The 17,143-nt window shown below is 39.1% G+C and carries 36 protein-coding genes and 1 other RNA gene; 34 read left to right on the forward strand and 3 right to left on the reverse strand.

The annotated features are described in order from the left end of the window. The first annotated feature begins 9 nt into the window (after positions 1 to 9). Positions 10 to 371, forward strand: a transfer-messenger RNA (tmRNA) gene (gene ssrA / locus AC0DBE_RS17650). A gap of 74 nt (positions 372 to 445) precedes the next feature. On the opposite strand, the gene AC0DBE_RS17655 is transcribed toward ssrA, so the two are convergent. Then, complete coding sequence (locus AC0DBE_RS17655; protein ID WP_213409738.1) at positions 446 to 1,507, reverse strand: tyrosine-type recombinase/integrase; 1,062 nt, start codon at positions 1,505 to 1,507, stop codon at positions 446 to 448. 264 nt (positions 1,508 to 1,771) lie between these two features. Between AC0DBE_RS17655 and AC0DBE_RS17660 the strand changes: the two genes are divergently transcribed. Both AC0DBE_RS17660 and AC0DBE_RS17665 read left to right on the forward strand, forming a co-directional pair. Further along, the gene (locus AC0DBE_RS17660; protein ID WP_472963059.1) at positions 1,772 to 2,872 is read left to right on the forward strand and encodes an AimR family lysis-lysogeny pheromone receptor; all 1,101 of its coding nucleotides are present in this window, start codon (positions 1,772 to 1,774) and stop codon (positions 2,870 to 2,872) included. A 19-nt stretch (positions 2,873 to 2,891) separates the two neighbouring features. Further along, positions 2,892 to 3,023, forward strand: a complete 132-nt coding sequence (locus AC0DBE_RS17665; RefSeq protein WP_472963061.1) for a hypothetical protein — start codon at positions 2,892 to 2,894, stop codon at positions 3,021 to 3,023. Between the two features lie 284 nt (positions 3,024 to 3,307). On the opposite strand, the gene AC0DBE_RS17670 is transcribed toward AC0DBE_RS17665, so the two are convergent. Both AC0DBE_RS17670 and AC0DBE_RS17675 read right to left on the reverse strand, forming a co-directional pair. Beyond that, positions 3,308 to 3,649: a helix-turn-helix domain-containing protein gene (locus AC0DBE_RS17670; protein WP_472963063.1), complete on the reverse strand. Its 342-nt coding sequence runs from the start codon at positions 3,647 to 3,649 to the stop codon at positions 3,308 to 3,310. A gap of 45 nt (positions 3,650 to 3,694) precedes the next feature. Further along, complete coding sequence (locus AC0DBE_RS17675) at positions 3,695 to 4,093, reverse strand: helix-turn-helix domain-containing protein (protein ID WP_472963065.1); 399 nt, start codon at positions 4,091 to 4,093, stop codon at positions 3,695 to 3,697. Between the two features lie 164 nt (positions 4,094 to 4,257). Here AC0DBE_RS17675 and AC0DBE_RS17680 point away from each other — a divergent pair, with 164 nt between their 5' ends. From AC0DBE_RS17680 to AC0DBE_RS17830, 31 genes are all read left to right on the forward strand, one after another. Next, entirely contained in the window at positions 4,258 to 4,464 is a 207-nt protein-coding gene (locus AC0DBE_RS17680) for a helix-turn-helix domain-containing protein (RefSeq protein WP_472963067.1), read from the forward strand. 41 nt (positions 4,465 to 4,505) lie between these two features. Then, a complete protein-coding gene (locus tag AC0DBE_RS17685) occupies positions 4,506 to 4,697 on the forward strand; it encodes a helix-turn-helix transcriptional regulator (protein ID WP_472963069.1) in 192 nt (63 codons plus the stop codon). A gap of 27 nt (positions 4,698 to 4,724) precedes the next feature. After that, positions 4,725 to 4,943 (forward strand): hypothetical protein, encoded by a 219-nt coding sequence (locus tag AC0DBE_RS17690; RefSeq protein ID WP_472963071.1) that lies wholly within the window; start codon positions 4,725 to 4,727, stop codon positions 4,941 to 4,943. Continuing rightward, on the forward strand, positions 4,936 to 5,808 hold the full coding sequence (locus tag AC0DBE_RS17695) for a phage replisome organizer N-terminal domain-containing protein (protein ID WP_472963073.1): 873 nt from the start codon (positions 4,936 to 4,938) through the stop codon (positions 5,806 to 5,808). The genes AC0DBE_RS17690 and AC0DBE_RS17695 overlap by 8 nt, the downstream gene beginning before the upstream one ends. Next, the gene (locus AC0DBE_RS17700; RefSeq protein ID WP_108029256.1) at positions 5,792 to 6,622 is read left to right on the forward strand and encodes an ATP-binding protein; all 831 of its coding nucleotides are present in this window, start codon (positions 5,792 to 5,794) and stop codon (positions 6,620 to 6,622) included. Before AC0DBE_RS17695 ends, AC0DBE_RS17700 begins: the two co-directional genes overlap by 17 nt. A 13-nt stretch (positions 6,623 to 6,635) precedes the next feature. Then, positions 6,636 to 6,785, forward strand: a complete 150-nt coding sequence (locus AC0DBE_RS17705) for a hypothetical protein (protein ID WP_162920077.1) — start codon at positions 6,636 to 6,638, stop codon at positions 6,783 to 6,785. Continuing rightward, complete coding sequence (locus tag AC0DBE_RS17710) at positions 6,782 to 6,940, forward strand: DUF6906 family protein (RefSeq protein ID WP_003220291.1); 159 nt, start codon at positions 6,782 to 6,784, stop codon at positions 6,938 to 6,940. Before AC0DBE_RS17705 ends, AC0DBE_RS17710 begins: the two co-directional genes overlap by 4 nt. Further along, positions 6,937 to 7,485 carry a hypothetical protein gene (locus AC0DBE_RS17715; RefSeq protein WP_472963075.1) on the forward strand — a complete coding sequence of 183 codons (549 nt, stop codon included), beginning with the start codon at positions 6,937 to 6,939 and terminating at the stop codon, positions 7,483 to 7,485. Before AC0DBE_RS17710 ends, AC0DBE_RS17715 begins: the two co-directional genes overlap by 4 nt. 107 nt (positions 7,486 to 7,592) lie before the next feature. Beyond that, positions 7,593 to 7,733 (forward strand): BH0509 family protein, encoded by a 141-nt coding sequence (locus tag AC0DBE_RS17720; RefSeq protein WP_141243806.1) that lies wholly within the window; start codon positions 7,593 to 7,595, stop codon positions 7,731 to 7,733. Positions 7,734 to 7,745: 12 nt separating this feature from the next. After that, positions 7,746 to 7,901, forward strand: coding sequence for a hypothetical protein (locus tag AC0DBE_RS17725; RefSeq protein ID WP_014480890.1), 156 nt, complete (start codon positions 7,746 to 7,748; stop codon positions 7,899 to 7,901). A 78-nt stretch (positions 7,902 to 7,979) separates the two neighbouring features. Then, a complete protein-coding gene (locus tag AC0DBE_RS17730; protein WP_046160674.1) occupies positions 7,980 to 8,177 on the forward strand; it encodes an XtrA/YqaO family protein in 198 nt (65 codons plus the stop codon). Between the two features lie 42 nt (positions 8,178 to 8,219). Further along, entirely contained in the window at positions 8,220 to 8,597 is a 378-nt protein-coding gene (locus AC0DBE_RS17735) for a hypothetical protein (RefSeq protein ID WP_472963077.1), read from the forward strand. Continuing rightward, positions 8,594 to 8,911, forward strand: coding sequence for a hypothetical protein (locus AC0DBE_RS17740; protein WP_472963079.1), 318 nt, complete (start codon positions 8,594 to 8,596; stop codon positions 8,909 to 8,911). The genes AC0DBE_RS17735 and AC0DBE_RS17740 overlap by 4 nt, the downstream gene beginning before the upstream one ends. Next, a complete protein-coding gene (locus tag AC0DBE_RS17745) occupies positions 8,908 to 9,138 on the forward strand; it encodes a hypothetical protein (protein WP_472963081.1) in 231 nt (76 codons plus the stop codon). Before AC0DBE_RS17740 ends, AC0DBE_RS17745 begins: the two co-directional genes overlap by 4 nt. Further along, the gene (locus AC0DBE_RS17750) at positions 9,135 to 9,383 is read left to right on the forward strand and encodes a hypothetical protein (protein WP_472963083.1); all 249 of its coding nucleotides are present in this window, start codon (positions 9,135 to 9,137) and stop codon (positions 9,381 to 9,383) included. The genes AC0DBE_RS17745 and AC0DBE_RS17750 overlap by 4 nt, the downstream gene beginning before the upstream one ends. 13 nt (positions 9,384 to 9,396) lie before the next feature. Next, positions 9,397 to 9,531 carry a hypothetical protein gene (locus AC0DBE_RS17755; protein WP_472963085.1) on the forward strand — a complete coding sequence of 45 codons (135 nt, stop codon included), beginning with the start codon at positions 9,397 to 9,399 and terminating at the stop codon, positions 9,529 to 9,531. A 13-nt stretch (positions 9,532 to 9,544) separates the two neighbouring features. Further along, on the forward strand, positions 9,545 to 10,024 hold the full coding sequence (locus AC0DBE_RS17760) for a hypothetical protein (RefSeq protein WP_213399977.1): 480 nt from the start codon (positions 9,545 to 9,547) through the stop codon (positions 10,022 to 10,024). Positions 10,025 to 10,062: 38 nt separating this feature from the next. Further along, the gene (locus AC0DBE_RS17765; protein ID WP_472963088.1) at positions 10,063 to 10,425 is read left to right on the forward strand and encodes a hypothetical protein; all 363 of its coding nucleotides are present in this window, start codon (positions 10,063 to 10,065) and stop codon (positions 10,423 to 10,425) included. Then, entirely contained in the window at positions 10,422 to 10,610 is a 189-nt protein-coding gene (locus AC0DBE_RS17770; RefSeq protein WP_472963090.1) for a hypothetical protein, read from the forward strand. Before AC0DBE_RS17765 ends, AC0DBE_RS17770 begins: the two co-directional genes overlap by 4 nt. Before the next feature lie 12 nt (positions 10,611 to 10,622). Next, positions 10,623 to 10,934 carry a hypothetical protein gene (locus AC0DBE_RS17775; RefSeq protein WP_472963093.1) on the forward strand — a complete coding sequence of 104 codons (312 nt, stop codon included), beginning with the start codon at positions 10,623 to 10,625 and terminating at the stop codon, positions 10,932 to 10,934. A gap of 118 nt (positions 10,935 to 11,052) precedes the next feature. Next, positions 11,053 to 11,181 (forward strand): hypothetical protein, encoded by a 129-nt coding sequence (locus AC0DBE_RS17780; protein WP_472963096.1) that lies wholly within the window; start codon positions 11,053 to 11,055, stop codon positions 11,179 to 11,181. 16 nt (positions 11,182 to 11,197) lie between these two features. Then, positions 11,198 to 11,650, forward strand: coding sequence for an ArpU family phage packaging/lysis transcriptional regulator (locus tag AC0DBE_RS17785; protein WP_472963098.1), 453 nt, complete (start codon positions 11,198 to 11,200; stop codon positions 11,648 to 11,650). Next, on the forward strand, positions 11,647 to 12,189 hold the full coding sequence (locus AC0DBE_RS17790; protein ID WP_003220264.1) for a tyrosine-type recombinase/integrase: 543 nt from the start codon (positions 11,647 to 11,649) through the stop codon (positions 12,187 to 12,189). The genes AC0DBE_RS17785 and AC0DBE_RS17790 overlap by 4 nt, the downstream gene beginning before the upstream one ends. A 245-nt stretch (positions 12,190 to 12,434) precedes the next feature. Further along, positions 12,435 to 12,668, forward strand: coding sequence for a hypothetical protein (locus AC0DBE_RS17795; RefSeq protein WP_146876870.1), 234 nt, complete (start codon positions 12,435 to 12,437; stop codon positions 12,666 to 12,668). A gap of 147 nt (positions 12,669 to 12,815) precedes the next feature. Continuing rightward, positions 12,816 to 13,520: a hypothetical protein gene (locus AC0DBE_RS17800; protein WP_472963101.1), complete on the forward strand. Its 705-nt coding sequence runs from the start codon at positions 12,816 to 12,818 to the stop codon at positions 13,518 to 13,520. 13 nt (positions 13,521 to 13,533) lie between these two features. Continuing rightward, the gene (locus AC0DBE_RS17805) at positions 13,534 to 13,761 is read left to right on the forward strand and encodes a hypothetical protein (protein WP_041850150.1); all 228 of its coding nucleotides are present in this window, start codon (positions 13,534 to 13,536) and stop codon (positions 13,759 to 13,761) included. 202 nt (positions 13,762 to 13,963) lie between these two features. Continuing rightward, positions 13,964 to 14,326: a hypothetical protein gene (locus tag AC0DBE_RS17810; protein WP_146876869.1), complete on the forward strand. Its 363-nt coding sequence runs from the start codon at positions 13,964 to 13,966 to the stop codon at positions 14,324 to 14,326. Then, on the forward strand, positions 14,323 to 14,541 hold the full coding sequence (locus tag AC0DBE_RS17815; RefSeq protein ID WP_472963104.1) for a hypothetical protein: 219 nt from the start codon (positions 14,323 to 14,325) through the stop codon (positions 14,539 to 14,541). Before AC0DBE_RS17810 ends, AC0DBE_RS17815 begins: the two co-directional genes overlap by 4 nt. Beyond that, entirely contained in the window at positions 14,538 to 14,906 is a 369-nt protein-coding gene (locus tag AC0DBE_RS17820) for an HNH endonuclease (protein ID WP_124072740.1), read from the forward strand. Before AC0DBE_RS17815 ends, AC0DBE_RS17820 begins: the two co-directional genes overlap by 4 nt. Positions 14,907 to 14,975: 69 nt before the next feature. Further along, the gene (locus tag AC0DBE_RS17825; RefSeq protein ID WP_052719999.1) at positions 14,976 to 15,389 is read left to right on the forward strand and encodes a P27 family phage terminase small subunit; all 414 of its coding nucleotides are present in this window, start codon (positions 14,976 to 14,978) and stop codon (positions 15,387 to 15,389) included. Continuing rightward, entirely contained in the window at positions 15,371 to 17,140 is a 1,770-nt protein-coding gene (locus AC0DBE_RS17830) for a terminase large subunit (protein ID WP_201449124.1), read from the forward strand. Before AC0DBE_RS17825 ends, AC0DBE_RS17830 begins: the two co-directional genes overlap by 19 nt. Positions 17,141 to 17,143: the final 3 nt, after the last annotated feature.

Here is a 17,143-nt window from a genome sequence, read left to right on the forward strand (position 1 = left end):
TTATAACAAGGGGACGTTACGGATTCGACAGGGATGGATCGAGCTTGAGCTGCGAGCCGAGAGGCGATCTCGTAAACACGCACTAAATATAACTGGCAAAACTAACAGTTTTAACCAAAACGTAGCATTAGCTGCCTAATAAGCGCAGCGAGCTCTTCCTGACATTGCCTATGTGTCTGTGAAGAGCACATCCAAGTAGGCTACGCTTGCGTTCCCGTCTGAGAACGTAAGAAGAGATGAACAGACTAGCTCTCGGAAGGCCCGCCCGCAGGCAAGAAGATGAGTGAAACCATAAATATGTAGGCTACGCTCGTAGACGCTTAAGTAATCGATGTTTCTGGACGTGGGTTCGACTCCCACCGTCTCCATACATACTTTGAAACCGCAGTGCTATCAAGGCTTTTAAAGCTTTTGAGGGCACTGCGGTAACATTTTGGTAACACTTTTAAAATTTTTCGTTTTCCATAAAGCCAATAACCTCATGTTGTGCAGACGGATAAAGGTGACTATACGTGTTCAATGTTTCGGCAACATTCTTATGCCCCAGCCTTTGAGCGATGACCAAAGGATTGCATCTTTTATTGATCAAGTATGATGCATGTGAATGTCTGAATTCATGGAGCACTATTTTTTTAACTCCTGATTTTTTAAGATATTTTTCGTAGCGTCTGTCAATTGTGCTGGTCGCTATGCTATCATAAAAAGAACCAAAAACCCTATAATCTGATTTAACTGGCGCTATGTTTTCAGCGCTTTTTTTTATGTCTTTTAATTGGTCCATGACTTGTTTTGGCATGAGGATAACCCGGATTGATGACTTTGTTTTGGGTTTGGTTATTTCTCGATTGTATTCTGTCTTATTTATGTCAATATGATTGTTCTCAAAATCAACGTCCGCCCAGGTTAATGCCAGCAATTCACCCTTACGAGCTCCACTAAAATATAGAGTTGAAAAAAATGCTCTATACATCGGATCATCTACCACCGAAATGAACCTCTTAAATTCATCGAACTCCCAGTAATTCAAACGTTTATTCACTTCTACCTCAAAATTGCCGGCGACTTTTGCCGGGTTGTTTTTCGTGTTATGAAACCTTGTTGAGAAATTGAAAACAGCGGAGAGGGTAGAATGAATTTTCTTCAAAAAGTCAGGAGCGTATTGATCAATGATTTTATTTTGATACATCATAACATTTTTAGGTGTTATGGATTCCACTTTCATGTTACCGAATTCCTTGATCAAGTGATTGAAAAGAATATTCTTAATGACATTTACGGATGACGTTTTTCGTCGGGCCTTATACCAAACATAATAACTTTCTGCAGCTTCTTTGAACGTGATCCGTGATCCGGAATCCTTAAATAGGAGCATTTCTGCTTCTGCCTCTTTTGCTGCCTTTTTGGTTTTAAACCCTCGGCGCTTTACTTGTTTTACCTTTCCATCATTTTGGGGTACACGACAAATAAAGTAATAAGAGTTTTGTTTCTCGTCCTTATATACAGGCATATCATTCAACCTTTCTAAAAAATAACTATTGCATAGTGAAATAATACTATTAAGATAGCACTGGATTTAAAACTTGAAAAGAAAAGTTTACATATTTCATGCGAAAATAGACGGAAAATTCAATACTTTTTATTACAAATATGGTATAATTAAGTAGGGGAATATTTCTCTTCTAAAATATTGCAAAATTCTAAATATTTTCGTCATGATTCGACAATATTCTTTTTGCACTTATGTTAAATTTGAGTTGAAAAGGTGATTATTGTGAACACAGTAGCAACAAGAGACATAAGAGTGCATCTAAAAGAACTCATAAAATCATCAGGAGAAAGACAAAGCACCGTCGCTTCTAAAATAGGTATAAGCGAAGGTTACCTGAGCAAATTTCTCAATGGAAAAGAGATAAATTTTTGGATGGTAAGAGAGATTGTTCGTTACTTGGATTTTGGAAATGAAGCAGCATTGATGAAAAGGTATTGTCTGTCAGGCATTAAGAAAAAGAACTTTGCTGTAGCTTTAGAATATTGTTACTCTAAGCAAATGTTTGACGTTATCGAGGTCCTTACAAGAGAAAGATTACATATGGATAAAGAGAGAGAAGAGTGGGCCAATATCTATTTATGGATATTAAAATCTAGGGGTGCATTTAATCAATTCGAGTATACAGAAGAGTTGAAGTGTTTCACTCCTTACTCAACTGAAATGAAGACTTTACTGTATATCCTAGAAATGTACGGTTATTTTTATAATAATAGGTTTGACATGACAATTTATTATATAGACACTGTAAGAAAAATGATTGAATCTATAGATGATCCATTTTTAAAAATCGCCTTCAGTGCGCGTATTGATGAAGTGTCAGCCAATATTTACTTGAAGCAAAAAAACGATCTTATAAAAGCAAGGGAACTAGCTGAACGGTTGCTAAAAAGAAATCTAAGCGTGAATCATAATATAACTGCGTTCTATATACTAGCCCTGTCATATATGACAGAGTCATATTCTAAGTCAATTTATTATTATTCCAAGTGTATTAAACTATATGAACAGTTCCCTGATAGGGCCGATGAAATGGTTCAAAACAAAGAAGAGATTGCAATATTACAGCATTATTGGAATAAAGAGATTTCAGAGGAATACAAAGTATCAAAGTTTGTTGAATTTTTATCAGAAAATAAATCGCTGGAAAGTTTTTATTCTGACAACTATTATAATAAATATGCCTTATTATTTGACGGTATCAAAGAAAGGTCTTCAGAAAAGTTATTGCTGTCTTTACACTACTTTTCTGAGAAGAGGGACTATTTCAGGGCAAATTTACCCAAAATTGACTTGATAAAAAATGGTTTTAATTTTAAACTTTAAGAGTCAGGGGGTGTTTGCTATGAAAAAGTTCATGCTAGGCTTAATGGCTGCTTGTGCTTTACTGACGACCTTTGTATTAACAGGGCACGCACTTCAGTCTCATTCTGAAAGTGCAGGGTTTCAAGTAAGTGAAGTAAGAGTAGGCATGTAAATGAAACACCCAAAAAGTATAAAAATGATCTAAAAGACGCTGCCAGAAATGGCAACGTCTTTCGTGCTTTTTGGGGAAATTTCCTGTTTTCAAAAAAAACGAAAACAGGAAATTGCTTCAAAGGTATTTGTTTTGAAACAAAATTAAAATATAATAGAACATATGTTCCATATAAATTGGGGGATTCAATATGAAAATCAACTTTGAAAATCTAACAGAGAAATTAAAAGAGGATATAAACTGTGAAAAAGAGCAGAGTCATGAAAAAAGAAAGGCAGTTTAGTTTAGTTCTTCAAGTGCCTTTCTTTCAATTCACGTAATTCTTTTAAATATTTTATAACCATTTGTAATTCTTCTTCTGTTATGTTGAGTTCGATTAAATCATTCAATAATCTGCTTTTTGGGGTATCTAAATTTTGAATATCATTTGGGAAGAGATCTGATTTTGGTACATTTAAGTGAGCAGAAAGATTTTCGATAACATCAAGTGAAGGCTTTTGTAAATTCCTTTCTATCCTTGAAAGATAACTATGAGAAATTCCGATACTAGAAGAAACATCAGTTAATGTCAATTTTTTCTCTTTTCTAAGGCGGCGGATATTTTCTCCTAAAGATTTATTTCTCATAATACCACCTACCCTTTTAACTAAGCATGAACTATACTGCACTTGTTAATCTAAGTCTTTTAGGCGGCGTTCCTTTAATTGCCTTAATTCTTTCAAGTAGTCAATAACTAATTGTAATTCTTCTTCTGTTATTTTACTTCCGTTTTCGTGTACTATATTTAATCCCTTAAGTTCGTCTATAGTTATGCTTTTCCGAGCAAGCAATTGTTTCTCTGGTTCAGAATACTTCTTAAGGCTTTCCTCATCAAAAAACAAGTATGATTTATGAACGTCGAGATAGTCAGCAATTTTTTCAATTACTTCAATTGACGGTTTTTGCAAATTCCTCTCTATTCTTGAAAGATAACTTTGCGTAATTCCTATTGCAGCAGCCATTTCTTCTATTGTTTTCTTTTTCTCTTTTCTAAGGCGGCGAATGGCTTCTCCTAATTTTAGATTTTCCATAATAAACACCTGCTTTTTTTTTGAAAATTACCCTTTAACCTATAGGTAATTATATCACAGGGTATTCCTCACAAGAAATTTTTTTTGGAAAACACTTGTATAAAAAATTCCTGTGTGGTAACCTACGAATATACCTGACAGGTAAGAAAAGAGAGTGATTGCATATGTTTGATCTTAAGGAATTTGGACAAATGCTTAAGGAAGTAAGAAAAAAACGGAATATGACACAAAGTGATTTCGCTCAGTTACTTGGTTTCACAGCTTCGTATATCTCACGTATAGAAAGTGGAAAAGCGAAGCCAACGTTCAAGGCTATTGAACAAATAGAACAAAAACTAAGTCTCAAAATAAGAATTTTTTTTGGAGAATAAATGTACTGTCAGGTATATTTTGTCCAAAAGGAGGTATTATTTTGTACTTGAATCTTTTTGTTGCTAGGAAAGAAAAAAGAAAATCTCAACGTGAAATTGCTGAAATTTTGAAGATTAGTCCTCAGACCTATCACTTAAAGGAATCCGGTAAAAGAGAATTCCTTTTGTCGGAAGCACGAATTTTGGCTCAACATTTCGGACGATCTATAGATGAACTGTTCAAAGTGAGCTGAAAATCGGAGTAAGGAGGTAAATGTGCCATGTATTTAATTAGTCAAGTATGGTCGAAAGCAAAATTTCATACGGTTATAAGCGAATCAGAATCATTACATGAAAAAGCTTTATGTAAGTTAGAAGCACAGGGTGGCAAAGTGGTTAGAACCGAGAGGATAGATAATACATTAGGTTCAGTAATCGTCAATGGTAAAAGATCAGTTTGGCCTTTAACTAAGTCAGAAAGGGTTGAACAAAATGTCTGAGGTGAAGTGGATCAAGTTAAGCACTCAGATGTTTGAGGATGAAAAAATTAAGTTAATAGAGCAGATGCCAGAATCAGATACTATTTTAATTATTTGGGTCAAGCTGCTTGCTCAGGCTGGGAAAACTAATGCTTCTGGATACATTTATCTAAATCAAAACATCCCATACACCGACGAAATGTTGGCAACAATTTTTAATCGCCCATTACCAATTGTCAGAATGGCGTTAAATACATTTCAACAATTTGGAATGATTGAAGTTGACGAAAATAAATTCATATCTATTGCCAATTGGGAAAAACACCAGAACGTTGAAGGCATGGACAGAGTAAGAAAATTAAACGCTGAAAGAAACAGAAAATACCGGGAACGGAAGAAGCAATTACAGCTAACTGCACCAGAAAAAAAGAATGACGTTAGCGTGACGTCACATGACGGTACAGATATAGATAAAGAATTAGATAAAGAAAAAGAATTAAAAGATATATTGTCGGGTAAACCCGACGGGGCATCTTCTTCAAAAAAAGCAAAAGAGGAGATTCCTTACAAACTGATCATTGATCTGCTGAACAAAGTAGCAGGTACACGATACCGTCATACTACTGACAAAACAAGAAAACTTATAAAGAAACTCTGGAAAGACGGTTTTCGTTTTGAAGATTTTAAACACGTCATCCTAGTGAAAACAGAGGAATGGCTTAATGACCCTGCTATGAATAAGTTTCTCCGGCCTGAAACATTGTTCGGAACCAAGTTTGAATCTTACCTTAACCAAAAAGGAGGCTTATCACATGGAGGATATCACAAAGGAGCAAGCAGCCGCGGTCAAGGGCGAAATATCTCGGAGGATGACATTCCTTACTGATGAGGATGGGAATCCTGTCTGCTGTGACAAACATACAAGGATTATCGGTGGCGAAGAAAAGCCTTATCCAGTTCAACTGATGCAGCTGCGAGACGGCTCAGTAAAATGCCCAATGTGCGAAAGGGAGCAGCGCAATAAGGAGATCGAACAAGAAGCTGAGGCGTGGCGCCGGCAGGTAGAGAGAAAGGTTCTTTCTACACATTCACTAATCGCTGATCCAACTCTGACAAAGGCAACATTTGAAAACTTTCACTGTTATAACAATGAGGATGCACAGAACAAACGCCGAATGCTTGAACTGGTTGACCAGATCAAAGAGGGCGTAATCATGAACATTTTTTTAACTGGCGAGTCAAATGCCGGGAAGAGTCACTTGGCAATATCAGCTCTTAAAGAACTGAACAAAAAGAGTGCAGAAGAGTATGCAAAATCAGCTCTTTTTGTTAATAGTGACGCACTCATGCGGCGTATTAAAAATTCTTTCAAAGATGATTCTGAAAAGCTTACGGAGTCTAAGGCAATCGAGCTGCTTACAAGAGTGGATTACCTTGTCATCGATGACTTAGGGAGCGAAGTAGGCGACACAGATAATGAAAATAGGGCGGCACCTGATTTCATTTCAAGGGTTTGGTATGGAGTCTCTACTGGCAGACAAGGCAAGGTGACCATAGTGACAACAAATCTTACCGGCGTTGCTTTAGCAAAGCTTTATGACAGGAAAACAGTTAACCGCCTCACAGCCCATCTTGAACAAATTGATTTTGTCGAGAAGCAAAAGAACAAAGGGCGTAAGACACCGGCTTTGCCGATTTAAGGGGGTGAGATAAGTGGTACAAGCAGTGATGCCCGGCGTTTGGGAGCTCAAGCCAGAACGGAAGCTTACTGACGCTGAACGCAAAAAAGAGATTAATAAACTTATTGCTCTCATTGATCAGAAAATTGCTGACTATCAAAACTTTAGGAGGAATGCAGTGTGAAACACGGTAAGCGCCCAACACGCGCGCAAAAGGACATTATCAAGCAAAATGGTTTAAATCCAAACAACTGGCTGGTTTCTAAAAACCTGCAGCATGAACAGAGATTGATCATTGTTCACAGGTATACCGGTACGGTAAGGAAGTGTTTGGCATGAGCGTTGCGGTTCTTGCTGATCGTTTAGAAATCGCTTTGACTGATCTTAATTTTGAATGGTCATTGGTGCAAATGCGTCAGGTTGTTGATTACTGGTACGACGGCAAATCCATTTATGACATGGCGGAGTTGCTGAATAGAAAGCCAGATGAAATCATTTTGCTGATTGTTGACTTTGCAAGAGGCCGCGTACTTCCGCCACGTCCTTATGGGTTAAATGCAAATAAACGAATTTCAATCAAGAGAACGCATCTGAAAGGTAAAAAAGATAATCTGCGGCGGTTCGTGCAAGATAGCCCGGTGTATATTCCATTCATTGAAAAAAACTTTGTCTGGAATGATTGGGAGATCAAGCGGTTCCGTGAAATGTGGGAAGCCAATGAGTCTATTATCAGTATTTCAGAGGAGCTTAATAGAGACATAGACGAGGTTCTATTCCTTGTTATGGATCAAGCCAGCAGGGACTTCATTCAGCCACGAAGGAACGGACTTCTCGGAAAGGATGCGACAGAGCATGATCTTACCAGGCAGCGCCTTCCCTTTTGAGAAAGCAACCATTCACCAACTTATGGTCATCGTGCGGTATGAAGAATGTCCGCCTGACTATAAAAATTCTGCGATGCAATTATTAATCAAGAAGGGAGCGGGGACCGTTGAAATGGACAGAACGTCAGCATTTGATTGAGTGGCTCACTATCTTGGGTGGATACGGAAAAGCATTTCTGGAACGCCAGTCAGACGATGAAATTGAAACGCTTTACAATCTGCGCATCAAACAATTAAACGAAGAGTAAGGAGGCGAGGACATGACAGAAAATAAAAATTTACGTCAGCATGGGGAAGTCATTACATGGGTTATGACGGAAGAGGAGCGTTTGGAGTATATAAAAAAACATCCAATCATCCCAACAGAAGAACCACAGACAAAGCTGCAAGTTTTCCCGATGAACGATTGGATGTAATGATGGTCATTTAGTAAACGCCACCGTATGGAAAATAGAAACTCGACACTTCTATTATACCATACGGGGGCGTTTACAGTGAACTGTCCAAAACATATAGAAAATCTGGAACAGGTACTTAATCAAATTGAAGATGATAAAAATTACGTCATTGTGATTGACGGAAACAATAGATCATTCAAGTTAACGGAAATGCCGGAGCACGGCAAAACAATCGTGCAAACGTCAAAAGGCAATCTTTCAAGAATTGATTTTGAAATCGGATATAAAATGTGACGCAGAGGGGCCGGTCCTCTCTGCGATATGGGAGGAACGGACATGAACCAATATAAATTCACTTTATTATCGGGCGTTGTGTTTCGTAAGGATATTTCAGGGGTTTGTTATACCGAGCTGGGTTCTAACAGCCTACCACTCGGCAAGGATCAGGCGGTAAACCTTCTTGCTGATGAAGTTATTGGGCTAAAGGAAATCATCGAGGAAAACAAACGCCAGCAGGAGGTAACGGTTCATCAGTTCCGACAGACTCGGGAAGAGCTTCAGCGGCTACAGTCTGAGAACGGGCGTTATAAAAACGCATTAAAATTTTACGCGGAAGAAACAACTTACACAAAAGAATTTGAAGACTGTCCACCTCCTATTGATATGGATTGGGGAGATACCGCAAAAAAAGCATTAGTAGGTGATACGGAATGAAAGAATATCTGATTTTAACCACTAGATATAAAGACTTGCATTTCGGCGGCAGTGTTCATTTGTTTTGGGGTATTAATAGCAGCGGATACACAGCTATTCTACAGCGTGCGGGGCTTTATACAAAAGAAGAGGCCTTTCAAATCTGTAAGCATTCTGAGGGTCAGGACATACCGGTTCACTTTTCAAAATTCGGATTTGACCGTGCTTTCTTTGAAACAAAAGAACGTTTTGTACAGATGCCTGTTCTGTATTCAATATCTGAGGATTCTAAAAAGATCATTGTTGACTGGAAAAAGGATGGTGCTGCGGAATGAAAGCAAAAAAAATAACGATTCCCGCCCGGGATTCTAATGGTTTCATGATCGGATTTAAAGAAGTTAATGCACTTTGGGAATGCCCTGCTTGTGGCGGAAAAATGGGAAATCCTCAGCTGACGCATCATGTTGAGGACGGATTCTTTGGACAAGTTCATATTTGGGAAAATCCCTGCGGACATGTAGCTCATTATAAGAATCTGCAGATTGTAGGTGAAGCGAAATGATTCCTCTACAAGTGGAGTTGCAACGGGCAGTCAAAGCCACGAAGGACGAAGCAATGACAATTTATGAGGCGGCCGAACACTTAAAGGTTAATGTCGAGGAAGTGCCTATGATCGTTGCTCAAACTGATGATCTAAGAATGATTGGCAATGACGCAATTATTGCAAAAAGAGACAAAACAAACGGATGGCTCATTGAGGCGATGGTTTTGGTTTTATTCATTGTAATTGCAGTCGGCTGGGAATAGGGGGGTGACAGCTATGAAACAAGATTACAAGCCCGTTCTCCAGCAAGCAATTGAGGTTTTTGAACAGAAGTATGGTGACAATGGCAGGTATTATCTGATGTTCCTGTTGCAAGACAATCTAATGAAAACCGTCGGCGGGCGGATATAAGGGAGAGATATAAATGGGATTAGATATTACGGCGTATAAAAATTTGAAGGTTGTTGAAAATCCTGAGTTGGACGAATATGGCGACATTAAAAATTGGAGAACAGAGTGGACACCGGGTGAAAGTATGAAATGGTCGGAAGAGCACTTTCCCGGTCGTGGCGAAGGTGTTGATCCTGACAAATTTTATACGTGGGAAGAGAGTTTCAGCTTCCGCGCAGGGAGTTACAGCGGGTATGGCTGGTGGCGTCGCAAATTAGAAGAATTCAAAGGAGACACCGCATTTCAGGAGTTAATCAATTTTGCAGATAACGAGGGTACGATAGGCCCTGTCGTTTCTAAAAAGCTGGCAAAAGACTTCAACGAACACGCCAGCGCAGCCCGTGAGTTCGCCAAAACCTTAGGCGATGCGGGGGAAGTGTGGCTCTATTTGTATGACGATTGGAAAAAAGCTTTTGAAATGGCATCTGAAAACGGAGCAGTTGATTTTCATTAAAACGCCGTCAATCATCGGCGGCAGCAGGAGGGGTATTGATGATCCACACCGACAACCCGATCATTTCAGCCGTTATCAGCAAACTAAACGCACAACAGGAAAAGGGGCTTGCCAAGTACGGACAGCCTGTCCAAGTTAGTGCCTATGACTTGCGCGGTTGGTTGCAGCATGCACTTGAAGAAACTCTTGATCATGCAGTCTATCTGGAAGCGGCTATCCAATCACTGGACGACAATCAAAATATCAAACAAATTATCAAAGGATTCAATGAAATGGAGGCTGCGCGTGAAAACATCCAACGCTCATATTCTCCTCGACATTATAGCGGGTGGGATCATGCAATGTCACATTTTAAAGAGATTCTTGTATCGGCTCAATTATTGAAGGGGGCAGCAGAATGAGTGAATACACAGAATGTCCGAAATGCGGAAATGATCAGCTTATCGAATATGGAGAAATGACAATCGAGTATGAAAGATCATTCAAAACAGGAAAACTTTTAAAACGTTCTAAAGATGGAATGTCCACATGGAGCGCTGTGAAGTGCCGTTGTGGTTGGGATGATTATTCCGAAGAATATGAGTGAGGAGGGCGCGGAGTGACGATTCCAGCTATTGTATTCGAAGCGAAAGACAAAGAGAAAAGATTTTTATGTGATGGACCAGATTGTGGGGATTGGTCAGATGAAAGATTGGATGTAAGTATAGAGGACATTACAGATGCTCTTGTGATCGTGAGGAAGGATAAAAGTATGCCTGATGATAGCGATGTTGAGGATTTTTACAGTTTTTTAGGGAAATTGAAATTCGGACCAGATGCTTCGGACATTAAAAAGCATTATAAGCCAGTACACATCGCATTAACAGAAGAACAATACAAAGTCATTGAAGATCGACGGAATGATTGGTAAGGAGATACTATACAAAATTATATAGGTCCAAGATGGAGACGCCTGCGGACACTAATCACTGTACAGAGAAATCTGTGCTTTGGTTGGTGTCCGTTTTTTATTTGAACGGAGGGATGACATGAAACAGGAAAAGAAAAAGCACAATAAAAACGCTCAGGAGCGTTCTGAACGGTTTTGGCGGCAAATGATGGGTCAAGATAGGCAAACACTGAAAAGAGGCAAAGGCGGGGCATTAAGACGTAAATAAACGGGAGGGTAAAACTATGAATCAATTAACATTAAACATTCCTCAGATTGACGAAGAAGCGACTAAATTAAAAGCAGAGAAGCTGCTTGATCAATACCGGTTATATCTCTTACAGGTGCCGGATGATTTTTTGCCAAAGGTTACACCAACTTATAGCATTGTTCCGCCGAGCATTACGAATGAATTTCATTCATCGACGGAAGATGCAGCATTAAAACGTCTTGATTGGGAGATTCAGCGTGATAAATTCCTAAAAAGGATTCAAAGAGCTGTTAACCGTCTTTCTCAAAGAGAACGGCAGATCATTGTCATGCTCTATATGCAGCCGGAAGAAATGTATGATTATGAAGTGTATGCAGAAATGGACCTGAGCCAGCGCAGCTATTATCGTGTGAAGGCAAAGGCTCTATATCGGTTGGCATTTGCTCTGAGAGAAGAAGTATATAAGGATGGGGGAACCTCTAAATGAATTTTGTTCAGCCTATACGTGATCCGGAATGCATCTTTTACATCAAGAGGTTTTTAAAAGAGCAAAACATGAGGAATTACATGCTATTCGTGACCGGTATCAATTCAGGGCTCCGCATATCAGATATTCTGCAGCTGAGAGTGAGAGACGCTAAACGGCCATACTTCAATCTCATAGAGAAGAAAACGAAAAAGAAAAAGAGAATCGATATGACGCCAGCTCTTCAAAGAGAATTTAAGGCCTATGTCGAAGGAAAAGAGGATCATGAATTTCTCTTTAAAAGCCGTGAAGGGATTAACAAGCCAATATCCCGGTCGATGGCATACAAGATTCTCAGGGCTGCAGCTGAGTATGTTGGTTTAGACGATATTGGAACCCATACATTGAGGAAAACATTCGGCTATCACTTTTACAAACAAACGAAGGACGTTGCTATGCTGCAGGAGATATTTAATCACTCAGACCAACGGACAACCCTGCGTTATATTGGAATCAACCAAGACGCCATGAACAACGCTATGAAGAAATTTAAAATATAACCAGGCTCATCCAAAACAATAAGGATGGGCCTTTTTCTTTGCATTTTTCGTCAATTCCTCAAAAATAACAGGTGTGTAATTCATTTTAGGGATATTGGTTAAAAACAGAGAGGACAAGGGGTTGGCTCAGTTCAACGAGTTGCACAGTATAAAACATATGGGTAATTCGTGGATAATGTGGATATGTTATACTTTTCTCGTGAAAACCATCATTAAGGAGTGTTTGAATGAAGAGGTTCAGTTCTATGAAAGCGGGCTATGAATTAATACAATCGTCTGGTTATTATGAGAGGATTGTAGATGAATTGATTATTGAATTTGATGATTCACTGCCTTACAAATTCTTTAAAGAAAAAATAAGAAGTAATGAAACAATTTATGATGTTGAATTTTATGGTTCAGATGAAGAAATAAGCTTACCGGGTACATATAGAATCACAAACGTTGAGAGACATAAGGTTAATTTGATGAAGTTTTGATTTTGGCAGACAAACGGCACAAACATGGCAATATTACGGCACACCATTTTGAATACAGTCATGTATTATGGTAATAGGCAATAAATCGACAGGCGCTTTCCCAAATGGGAGGGCGCTTTTTATTTTGTGGAAAGGGAGCGGCGTTACATGGAGTTGAATCTGTCATATATGAGCATTTCTGAGTTATTGGAAAAGGGAGCAGAGAACAATGAAATTATTTATACAAGATCAAATCAAAGGCTTCTCGGCAAAACAACTGCATTGATCCAGTTTGCGAGGGAAAACAATTCTCCTATTCTTATGCATGATTCGAGAATTGCAAAAGACTATCAAGAATTGCATCCAGATTTAACATTCATCAGTTATGAAAATGAGATAGCGTTAGACGGACTCACAAACGTTGTATGTGATGAAGGCGTGCCTTTATGTGTTGTTGAGAGACTGCATGGACTTGGTCAATTGTTAACAGGATTTGTGCGAAAACCATTCTCGGAAGAAAAGTCTTTTTGTCCTTTTGTTGTTGCCACTGATGCTATTACCTATATCAGCGGAAAATACGGCGGCAAGAATATACCTATTCCAAAAAGTGTTTTAAGCAGTTTGACAGATCAAAAAGTTAAAGAACCGCCATTGCTACAAATTGAGCTAGACGATATTAAATCAGTCCCTCGTGTTTTTTATAAAGGTGAAGAAATAAAGAATAAGGTCCGGGTAGATTTCTCTTATCTTACCGGCGATGAGTACGGGAGTAAGCCAATCTATATTGATATTGTTTATAGGGAATTTGGGCCTGTATTAAGTGGAATTAGCCACAATCAAGGAGCTATTGGCATAGACGAAAGAAGATTATAGGGGAGGAAAAACAATGAAATTATTATTAGTTCAAGCTGATGTCGGACATTTAACAAATGAAGCAAAAGAAGAAATAAAAAGCGAATTGAAAGAAGGTATCGCACAAGGTTTTTACGTTTATGATAAGAGCCTTGATATTTCTGTTGCTGAAATCGAGGATGTAGCGATTAGAAAGATTGAAGCGCCGGATTCAGGTCTTTTCGAGGTTGGAAAACAAATGTATTGTCATGGTTCTTATTAACGGGCCGGTTGGGAGGAATTGAAGCATGGAAGCAGTCTATGAACACCCGTTTATGACAACGTGGTTTATATTCTGGTTTTTCTTATGTCTTGATGGAATAACAACCAAAATTAAAAAGGTCAATTGAGGGGCTCTTATGAGTTGCGGGAGGCCGACAATAAGGGCTCCAAGACCTCAAAAGAGTGTTCGGGGAGAGTCCTATATGAGTGTTGAAAAGCCAAGCTTAACAATTAAACAGCCGAAAAAAACTATTGATTGGACATTAGTTGGAGGATTAAGCATGAAACTCAGTGAAGCAGCAGACAAAATAATGGATTTGAGAAAAGAGTTCTATATAAGACTCAAAGATGAATCCGAACAAACAAAAGAAGCCCTAAGAGATTTAGGAGCTGCCAATTGGAAATATGCTTTGCTCAATATCCATAAGCTCTTTAATTCTCAAGAAGATATATTCGTTACGACTCTAGAGCTTTTAGATAGAGTAAGTGATCCAGTCAAAAAAGAATCAATTGGCATTCGTTTATTTGGAACACAATATGAAGATGTAAAGGGTGTATTTAAATGACAAAACAAATTACCAATAAAACAGCTCACGGCGTAATGGTGTGGGATACAGAAGAAAAACGTTCATACCTGATGACAAACGATGAAGCAGCCAAGCTTGAGAAGGAGCAAAGCCCAACGGAAGAACCTGCAGCAGATAAGGCAAAGGAAAAGCTAAAGCAGAAGAACACCAAAACAGAAACAACAAAGAAAGAAGAAACGACTGACGCCGAATGAGGTACTGCATTTCTAACGGCTGCACTTCATTAGTCGAGGAAGGCACATACTATTGCGCTGACCATAAGCCAAGGAAGAGAAAGAGAGACGGCTTTCAGTCTACTAATAAATCATTTTACAGGACAGATGAATGGAAAGACATGAGGGCATATGTCTATCAGCGTGATAAAGGCGTGTGTCAGTGTTGTGGCAAATTCGTATTTGGTCGAGATGCTCATGTCCATCACATCGAGCCGATTTCAGAACGTCCAGACTTAAAGCTAGATGAAGAGAATTTGATACTGTATTGTCCGAAGTGTCACGCCGAAGAAGAAAACAAAAATAAAAAGAAATCCCCCCCTACTATTTTCCAAAAATACTTTTAGTTTGGGGATAGGATAGGGGGAGTCGTTTATATATCAAAATGAAATTTTGAAGGGGGGTGTGAGCGAAAATTGGAAGAAATTACACCACAACAGCGTGCAGCACAAACGAGGAAATTAAACAAAATTCGAAAAGAGGAAGAAACTGAAATTCATGCTTGGTTAAAAGAATCCGGCACCTATTCCGAAACACTCACACCTCTAATCGAGACATATTTAGATGCTCATGTTGTTTATACACATATGTACGAAAAGTGGCGAGATGAAGGGTTTCCGGCCACTCGGATGCATACGAATAAACAAGGGCACACCAATGAAATGAAGCACCCATTAGCCCAGCAAGTAGCAGATTGGAATTCGAAAAAAAGCAAGTTGTTAGAGCAGCTTGGTCTTACTCCGAAACTTCAAAAACAAGTCGGTGGCCAACCGAATTCTACAACAGACGCCTTCCAGAATTTTAATTCAAAATGGGGGGCAGACAAGTGATAGAACCGGGTGTGAACTATGCTGATTTATATGCTGACCACGTATTGAAGAATAAGAAAGACCACTGTAAATCAGTAATAAAAGTCGTTGAACGATACAAAAGGATGAAAAAAAGGAAAGACGTCTGGTTAGATGTGAACGAGGCGAATAAAGTCATGGATTTTATCGAGACGTTCTGCAAGCACTCAAAAGGGGAACTTGCCGGGCAGCCTATCACATTAGAGCTATGGCAAAAATTCATCTTCACCAACATATATGGCTTTTATAAAAAAGACGATAAAGGCAGGACTGTCAGGGCTGTGAGAACTGTTTATGTTCAAATCCCACGGAAAAACGGGAAAACTGTTTTGGCTGCTGGCGCTGCTACTTATGCAATGTACGCTGATGGAGAGAAGGGCGCAGAATGTTTTACAGCTGCAACCGATTCTGAACAAGCTAACATCGCAGCAAAACAAATCGCGGCAACTATTCAAAATAGCCCTGATTTAAATTCCCGCACTCAGATTTATAAGGGTGCTAAGGGGCACATAAACGCGATCATTTACCGTTACACCATAGGCGGTACAAAGTTTGAAAATAGCATCTTGCCTTTGTCCAAAAACACTCAAGGGCTTGACGGGAAAAACCCTCACTTTGTATTACTAGATGAAGTGCACGCCCAAAATAACGCCGATATGTACGATGTATTAAAATCTGGTATGGGTGCCCGACTGCAGCCTTTAATGTTCATCATTTCTACAGCCGGAAAGGGAACAACATCTGTCGGCTTGCAAATATATGATTATGCTCGGGGCTTATTGAACAATAAAAATGAAAAAGAAGAAGATATTTCATATTTCACATTTATTACTGAGCCCGATAAGGGAGACAAATGGGATGACCGAAAAGTTTGGAAAAAAGTAAACCCAAACTGGGGCGTCAGTGTCCAACCAGACTTTTTAGAAAGTGAATTTAAAACTGCACAAATGAGTGCGGAACGAAAGGACGAGTTTTTGGCAAAGTATCTAAATATTTTCGTCCGAAGTACCGGAACCTATTTTGATAAAGACATTGTTCAAAGAATGATTGAAGATAAAAACGGTGAGATTATAAAGGATTTAGGAGACCTGTCAGGGGAACAAGCTGTCATTGGTCTTGACCTTTCCCGTACAACAGACTTGACCTGTGTCTCTATCAATATTCCTTCCCACAATGACGAGGGTAAGTCTATGCTGAAAGTTAAGCAAATGTACTTTATACCTGATCATAACCTCGAAGGACGTGAAAAATTAGAAAATGTCCCTTACCGGCACTTAGCTGAGGAGGGTTTTTTGACGTTGTGTCCCGGAAAAACGATTGATTATGACATGGTTGTGGAGTACATTGTGGAGTGCTCAAGAATCTATAGCGTTGAACAAGTGAATTATGATCCGGCTCTCTCTCAGAAAGTGATTGAAGCGCTTGAGGCCGAGGGTTTGCATTGTGTAGAGGTGAAACAATATTCAGTTGTACTTAACGCTCCGTTCGATGATGCTGAGGTTTTAATGTTTGAAGAGCGGATCAAGACGGATAATCCCCTTTTTATCTATTGCACCGAGAACGTTGTTGCTGATAAGAACTTTCAGGGGCTTAAACGGCCATCTAAAAAGCAAAGTAAAGCGAAGATTGACGGCTTTGTGGCGTTTTTAAACGCCCATAAAGAAACAATGATGATGCTCGTTGATTTTGACGAGGATGATTATGACGAAATGCTTCAACAATTGTATAGATAGGGG

This window comes from Bacillus sp. VA15 (assembly GCF_055721145.1).

Excerpts from the sequence above, each read along its gene's own strand:
- AC0DBE_RS17780 (WP_472963096.1), top strand. The coding sequence starts at position 11,053 with ATGAAACAGGAAAAGAAAAAGCACAATAAAAACGCTCAGGAGCGTTCT.
- AC0DBE_RS17755 (WP_472963085.1), top strand. The coding sequence starts at position 9,397 with ATGAAACAAGATTACAAGCCCGTTCTCCAGCAAGCAATTGAGGTTTTT.
- AC0DBE_RS17800 (WP_472963101.1), top strand. The coding sequence starts at position 12,816 with ATGGAGTTGAATCTGTCATATATGAGCATTTCTGAGTTATTGGAAAAG.
- AC0DBE_RS17700 (WP_108029256.1), top strand. The coding sequence starts at position 5,792 with ATGACATTCCTTACTGATGAGGATGGGAATCCTGTCTGCTGTGACAAA.
- AC0DBE_RS17670 (WP_472963063.1), bottom strand. The coding sequence starts at position 3,649 with ATGAGAAATAAATCTTTAGGAGAAAATATCCGCCGCCTTAGAAAAGAG.
- AC0DBE_RS17820 (WP_124072740.1), top strand. The coding sequence starts at position 14,538 with ATGAGGTACTGCATTTCTAACGGCTGCACTTCATTAGTCGAGGAAGGC.
- AC0DBE_RS17715 (WP_472963075.1), top strand. The coding sequence starts at position 6,937 with ATGAGCGTTGCGGTTCTTGCTGATCGTTTAGAAATCGCTTTGACTGAT.
- AC0DBE_RS17830 (WP_201449124.1), top strand. The coding sequence starts at position 15,371 with ATGGGGGGCAGACAAGTGATAGAACCGGGTGTGAACTATGCTGATTTA.
- AC0DBE_RS17695 (WP_472963073.1), top strand. The coding sequence starts at position 4,936 with ATGTCTGAGGTGAAGTGGATCAAGTTAAGCACTCAGATGTTTGAGGAT.
- AC0DBE_RS17810 (WP_146876869.1), top strand. The coding sequence starts at position 13,964 with ATGAGTGTTGAAAAGCCAAGCTTAACAATTAAACAGCCGAAAAAAACT.
- AC0DBE_RS17675 (WP_472963065.1), bottom strand. The coding sequence starts at position 4,093 with ATGGAAAATCTAAAATTAGGAGAAGCCATTCGCCGCCTTAGAAAAGAG.
- AC0DBE_RS17815 (WP_472963104.1), top strand. The coding sequence starts at position 14,323 with ATGACAAAACAAATTACCAATAAAACAGCTCACGGCGTAATGGTGTGG.
- AC0DBE_RS17785 (WP_472963098.1), top strand. The coding sequence starts at position 11,198 with ATGAATCAATTAACATTAAACATTCCTCAGATTGACGAAGAAGCGACT.
- AC0DBE_RS17790 (WP_003220264.1), top strand. The coding sequence starts at position 11,647 with ATGAATTTTGTTCAGCCTATACGTGATCCGGAATGCATCTTTTACATC.
- AC0DBE_RS17770 (WP_472963090.1), top strand. The coding sequence starts at position 10,422 with ATGAGTGAATACACAGAATGTCCGAAATGCGGAAATGATCAGCTTATC.
- AC0DBE_RS17750 (WP_472963083.1), top strand. The coding sequence starts at position 9,135 with ATGATTCCTCTACAAGTGGAGTTGCAACGGGCAGTCAAAGCCACGAAG.
- AC0DBE_RS17795 (WP_146876870.1), top strand. The coding sequence starts at position 12,435 with ATGAAAGCGGGCTATGAATTAATACAATCGTCTGGTTATTATGAGAGG.
- AC0DBE_RS17725 (WP_014480890.1), top strand. The coding sequence starts at position 7,746 with ATGACAGAAAATAAAAATTTACGTCAGCATGGGGAAGTCATTACATGG.
- AC0DBE_RS17735 (WP_472963077.1), top strand. The coding sequence starts at position 8,220 with ATGAACCAATATAAATTCACTTTATTATCGGGCGTTGTGTTTCGTAAG.
- AC0DBE_RS17665 (WP_472963061.1), top strand. The coding sequence starts at position 2,892 with ATGAAAAAGTTCATGCTAGGCTTAATGGCTGCTTGTGCTTTACTGACG.
- AC0DBE_RS17745 (WP_472963081.1), top strand. The coding sequence starts at position 8,908 with ATGAAAGCAAAAAAAATAACGATTCCCGCCCGGGATTCTAATGGTTTC.
- AC0DBE_RS17805 (WP_041850150.1), top strand. The coding sequence starts at position 13,534 with ATGAAATTATTATTAGTTCAAGCTGATGTCGGACATTTAACAAATGAA.
- AC0DBE_RS17655 (WP_213409738.1), bottom strand. The coding sequence starts at position 1,507 with ATGCCTGTATATAAGGACGAGAAACAAAACTCTTATTACTTTATTTGT.
- AC0DBE_RS17680 (WP_472963067.1), top strand. The coding sequence starts at position 4,258 with ATGTTTGATCTTAAGGAATTTGGACAAATGCTTAAGGAAGTAAGAAAA.
- AC0DBE_RS17690 (WP_472963071.1), top strand. The coding sequence starts at position 4,725 with ATGTATTTAATTAGTCAAGTATGGTCGAAAGCAAAATTTCATACGGTT.
- AC0DBE_RS17760 (WP_213399977.1), top strand. The coding sequence starts at position 9,545 with ATGGGATTAGATATTACGGCGTATAAAAATTTGAAGGTTGTTGAAAAT.
- AC0DBE_RS17765 (WP_472963088.1), top strand. The coding sequence starts at position 10,063 with ATGATCCACACCGACAACCCGATCATTTCAGCCGTTATCAGCAAACTA.
- AC0DBE_RS17740 (WP_472963079.1), top strand. The coding sequence starts at position 8,594 with ATGAAAGAATATCTGATTTTAACCACTAGATATAAAGACTTGCATTTC.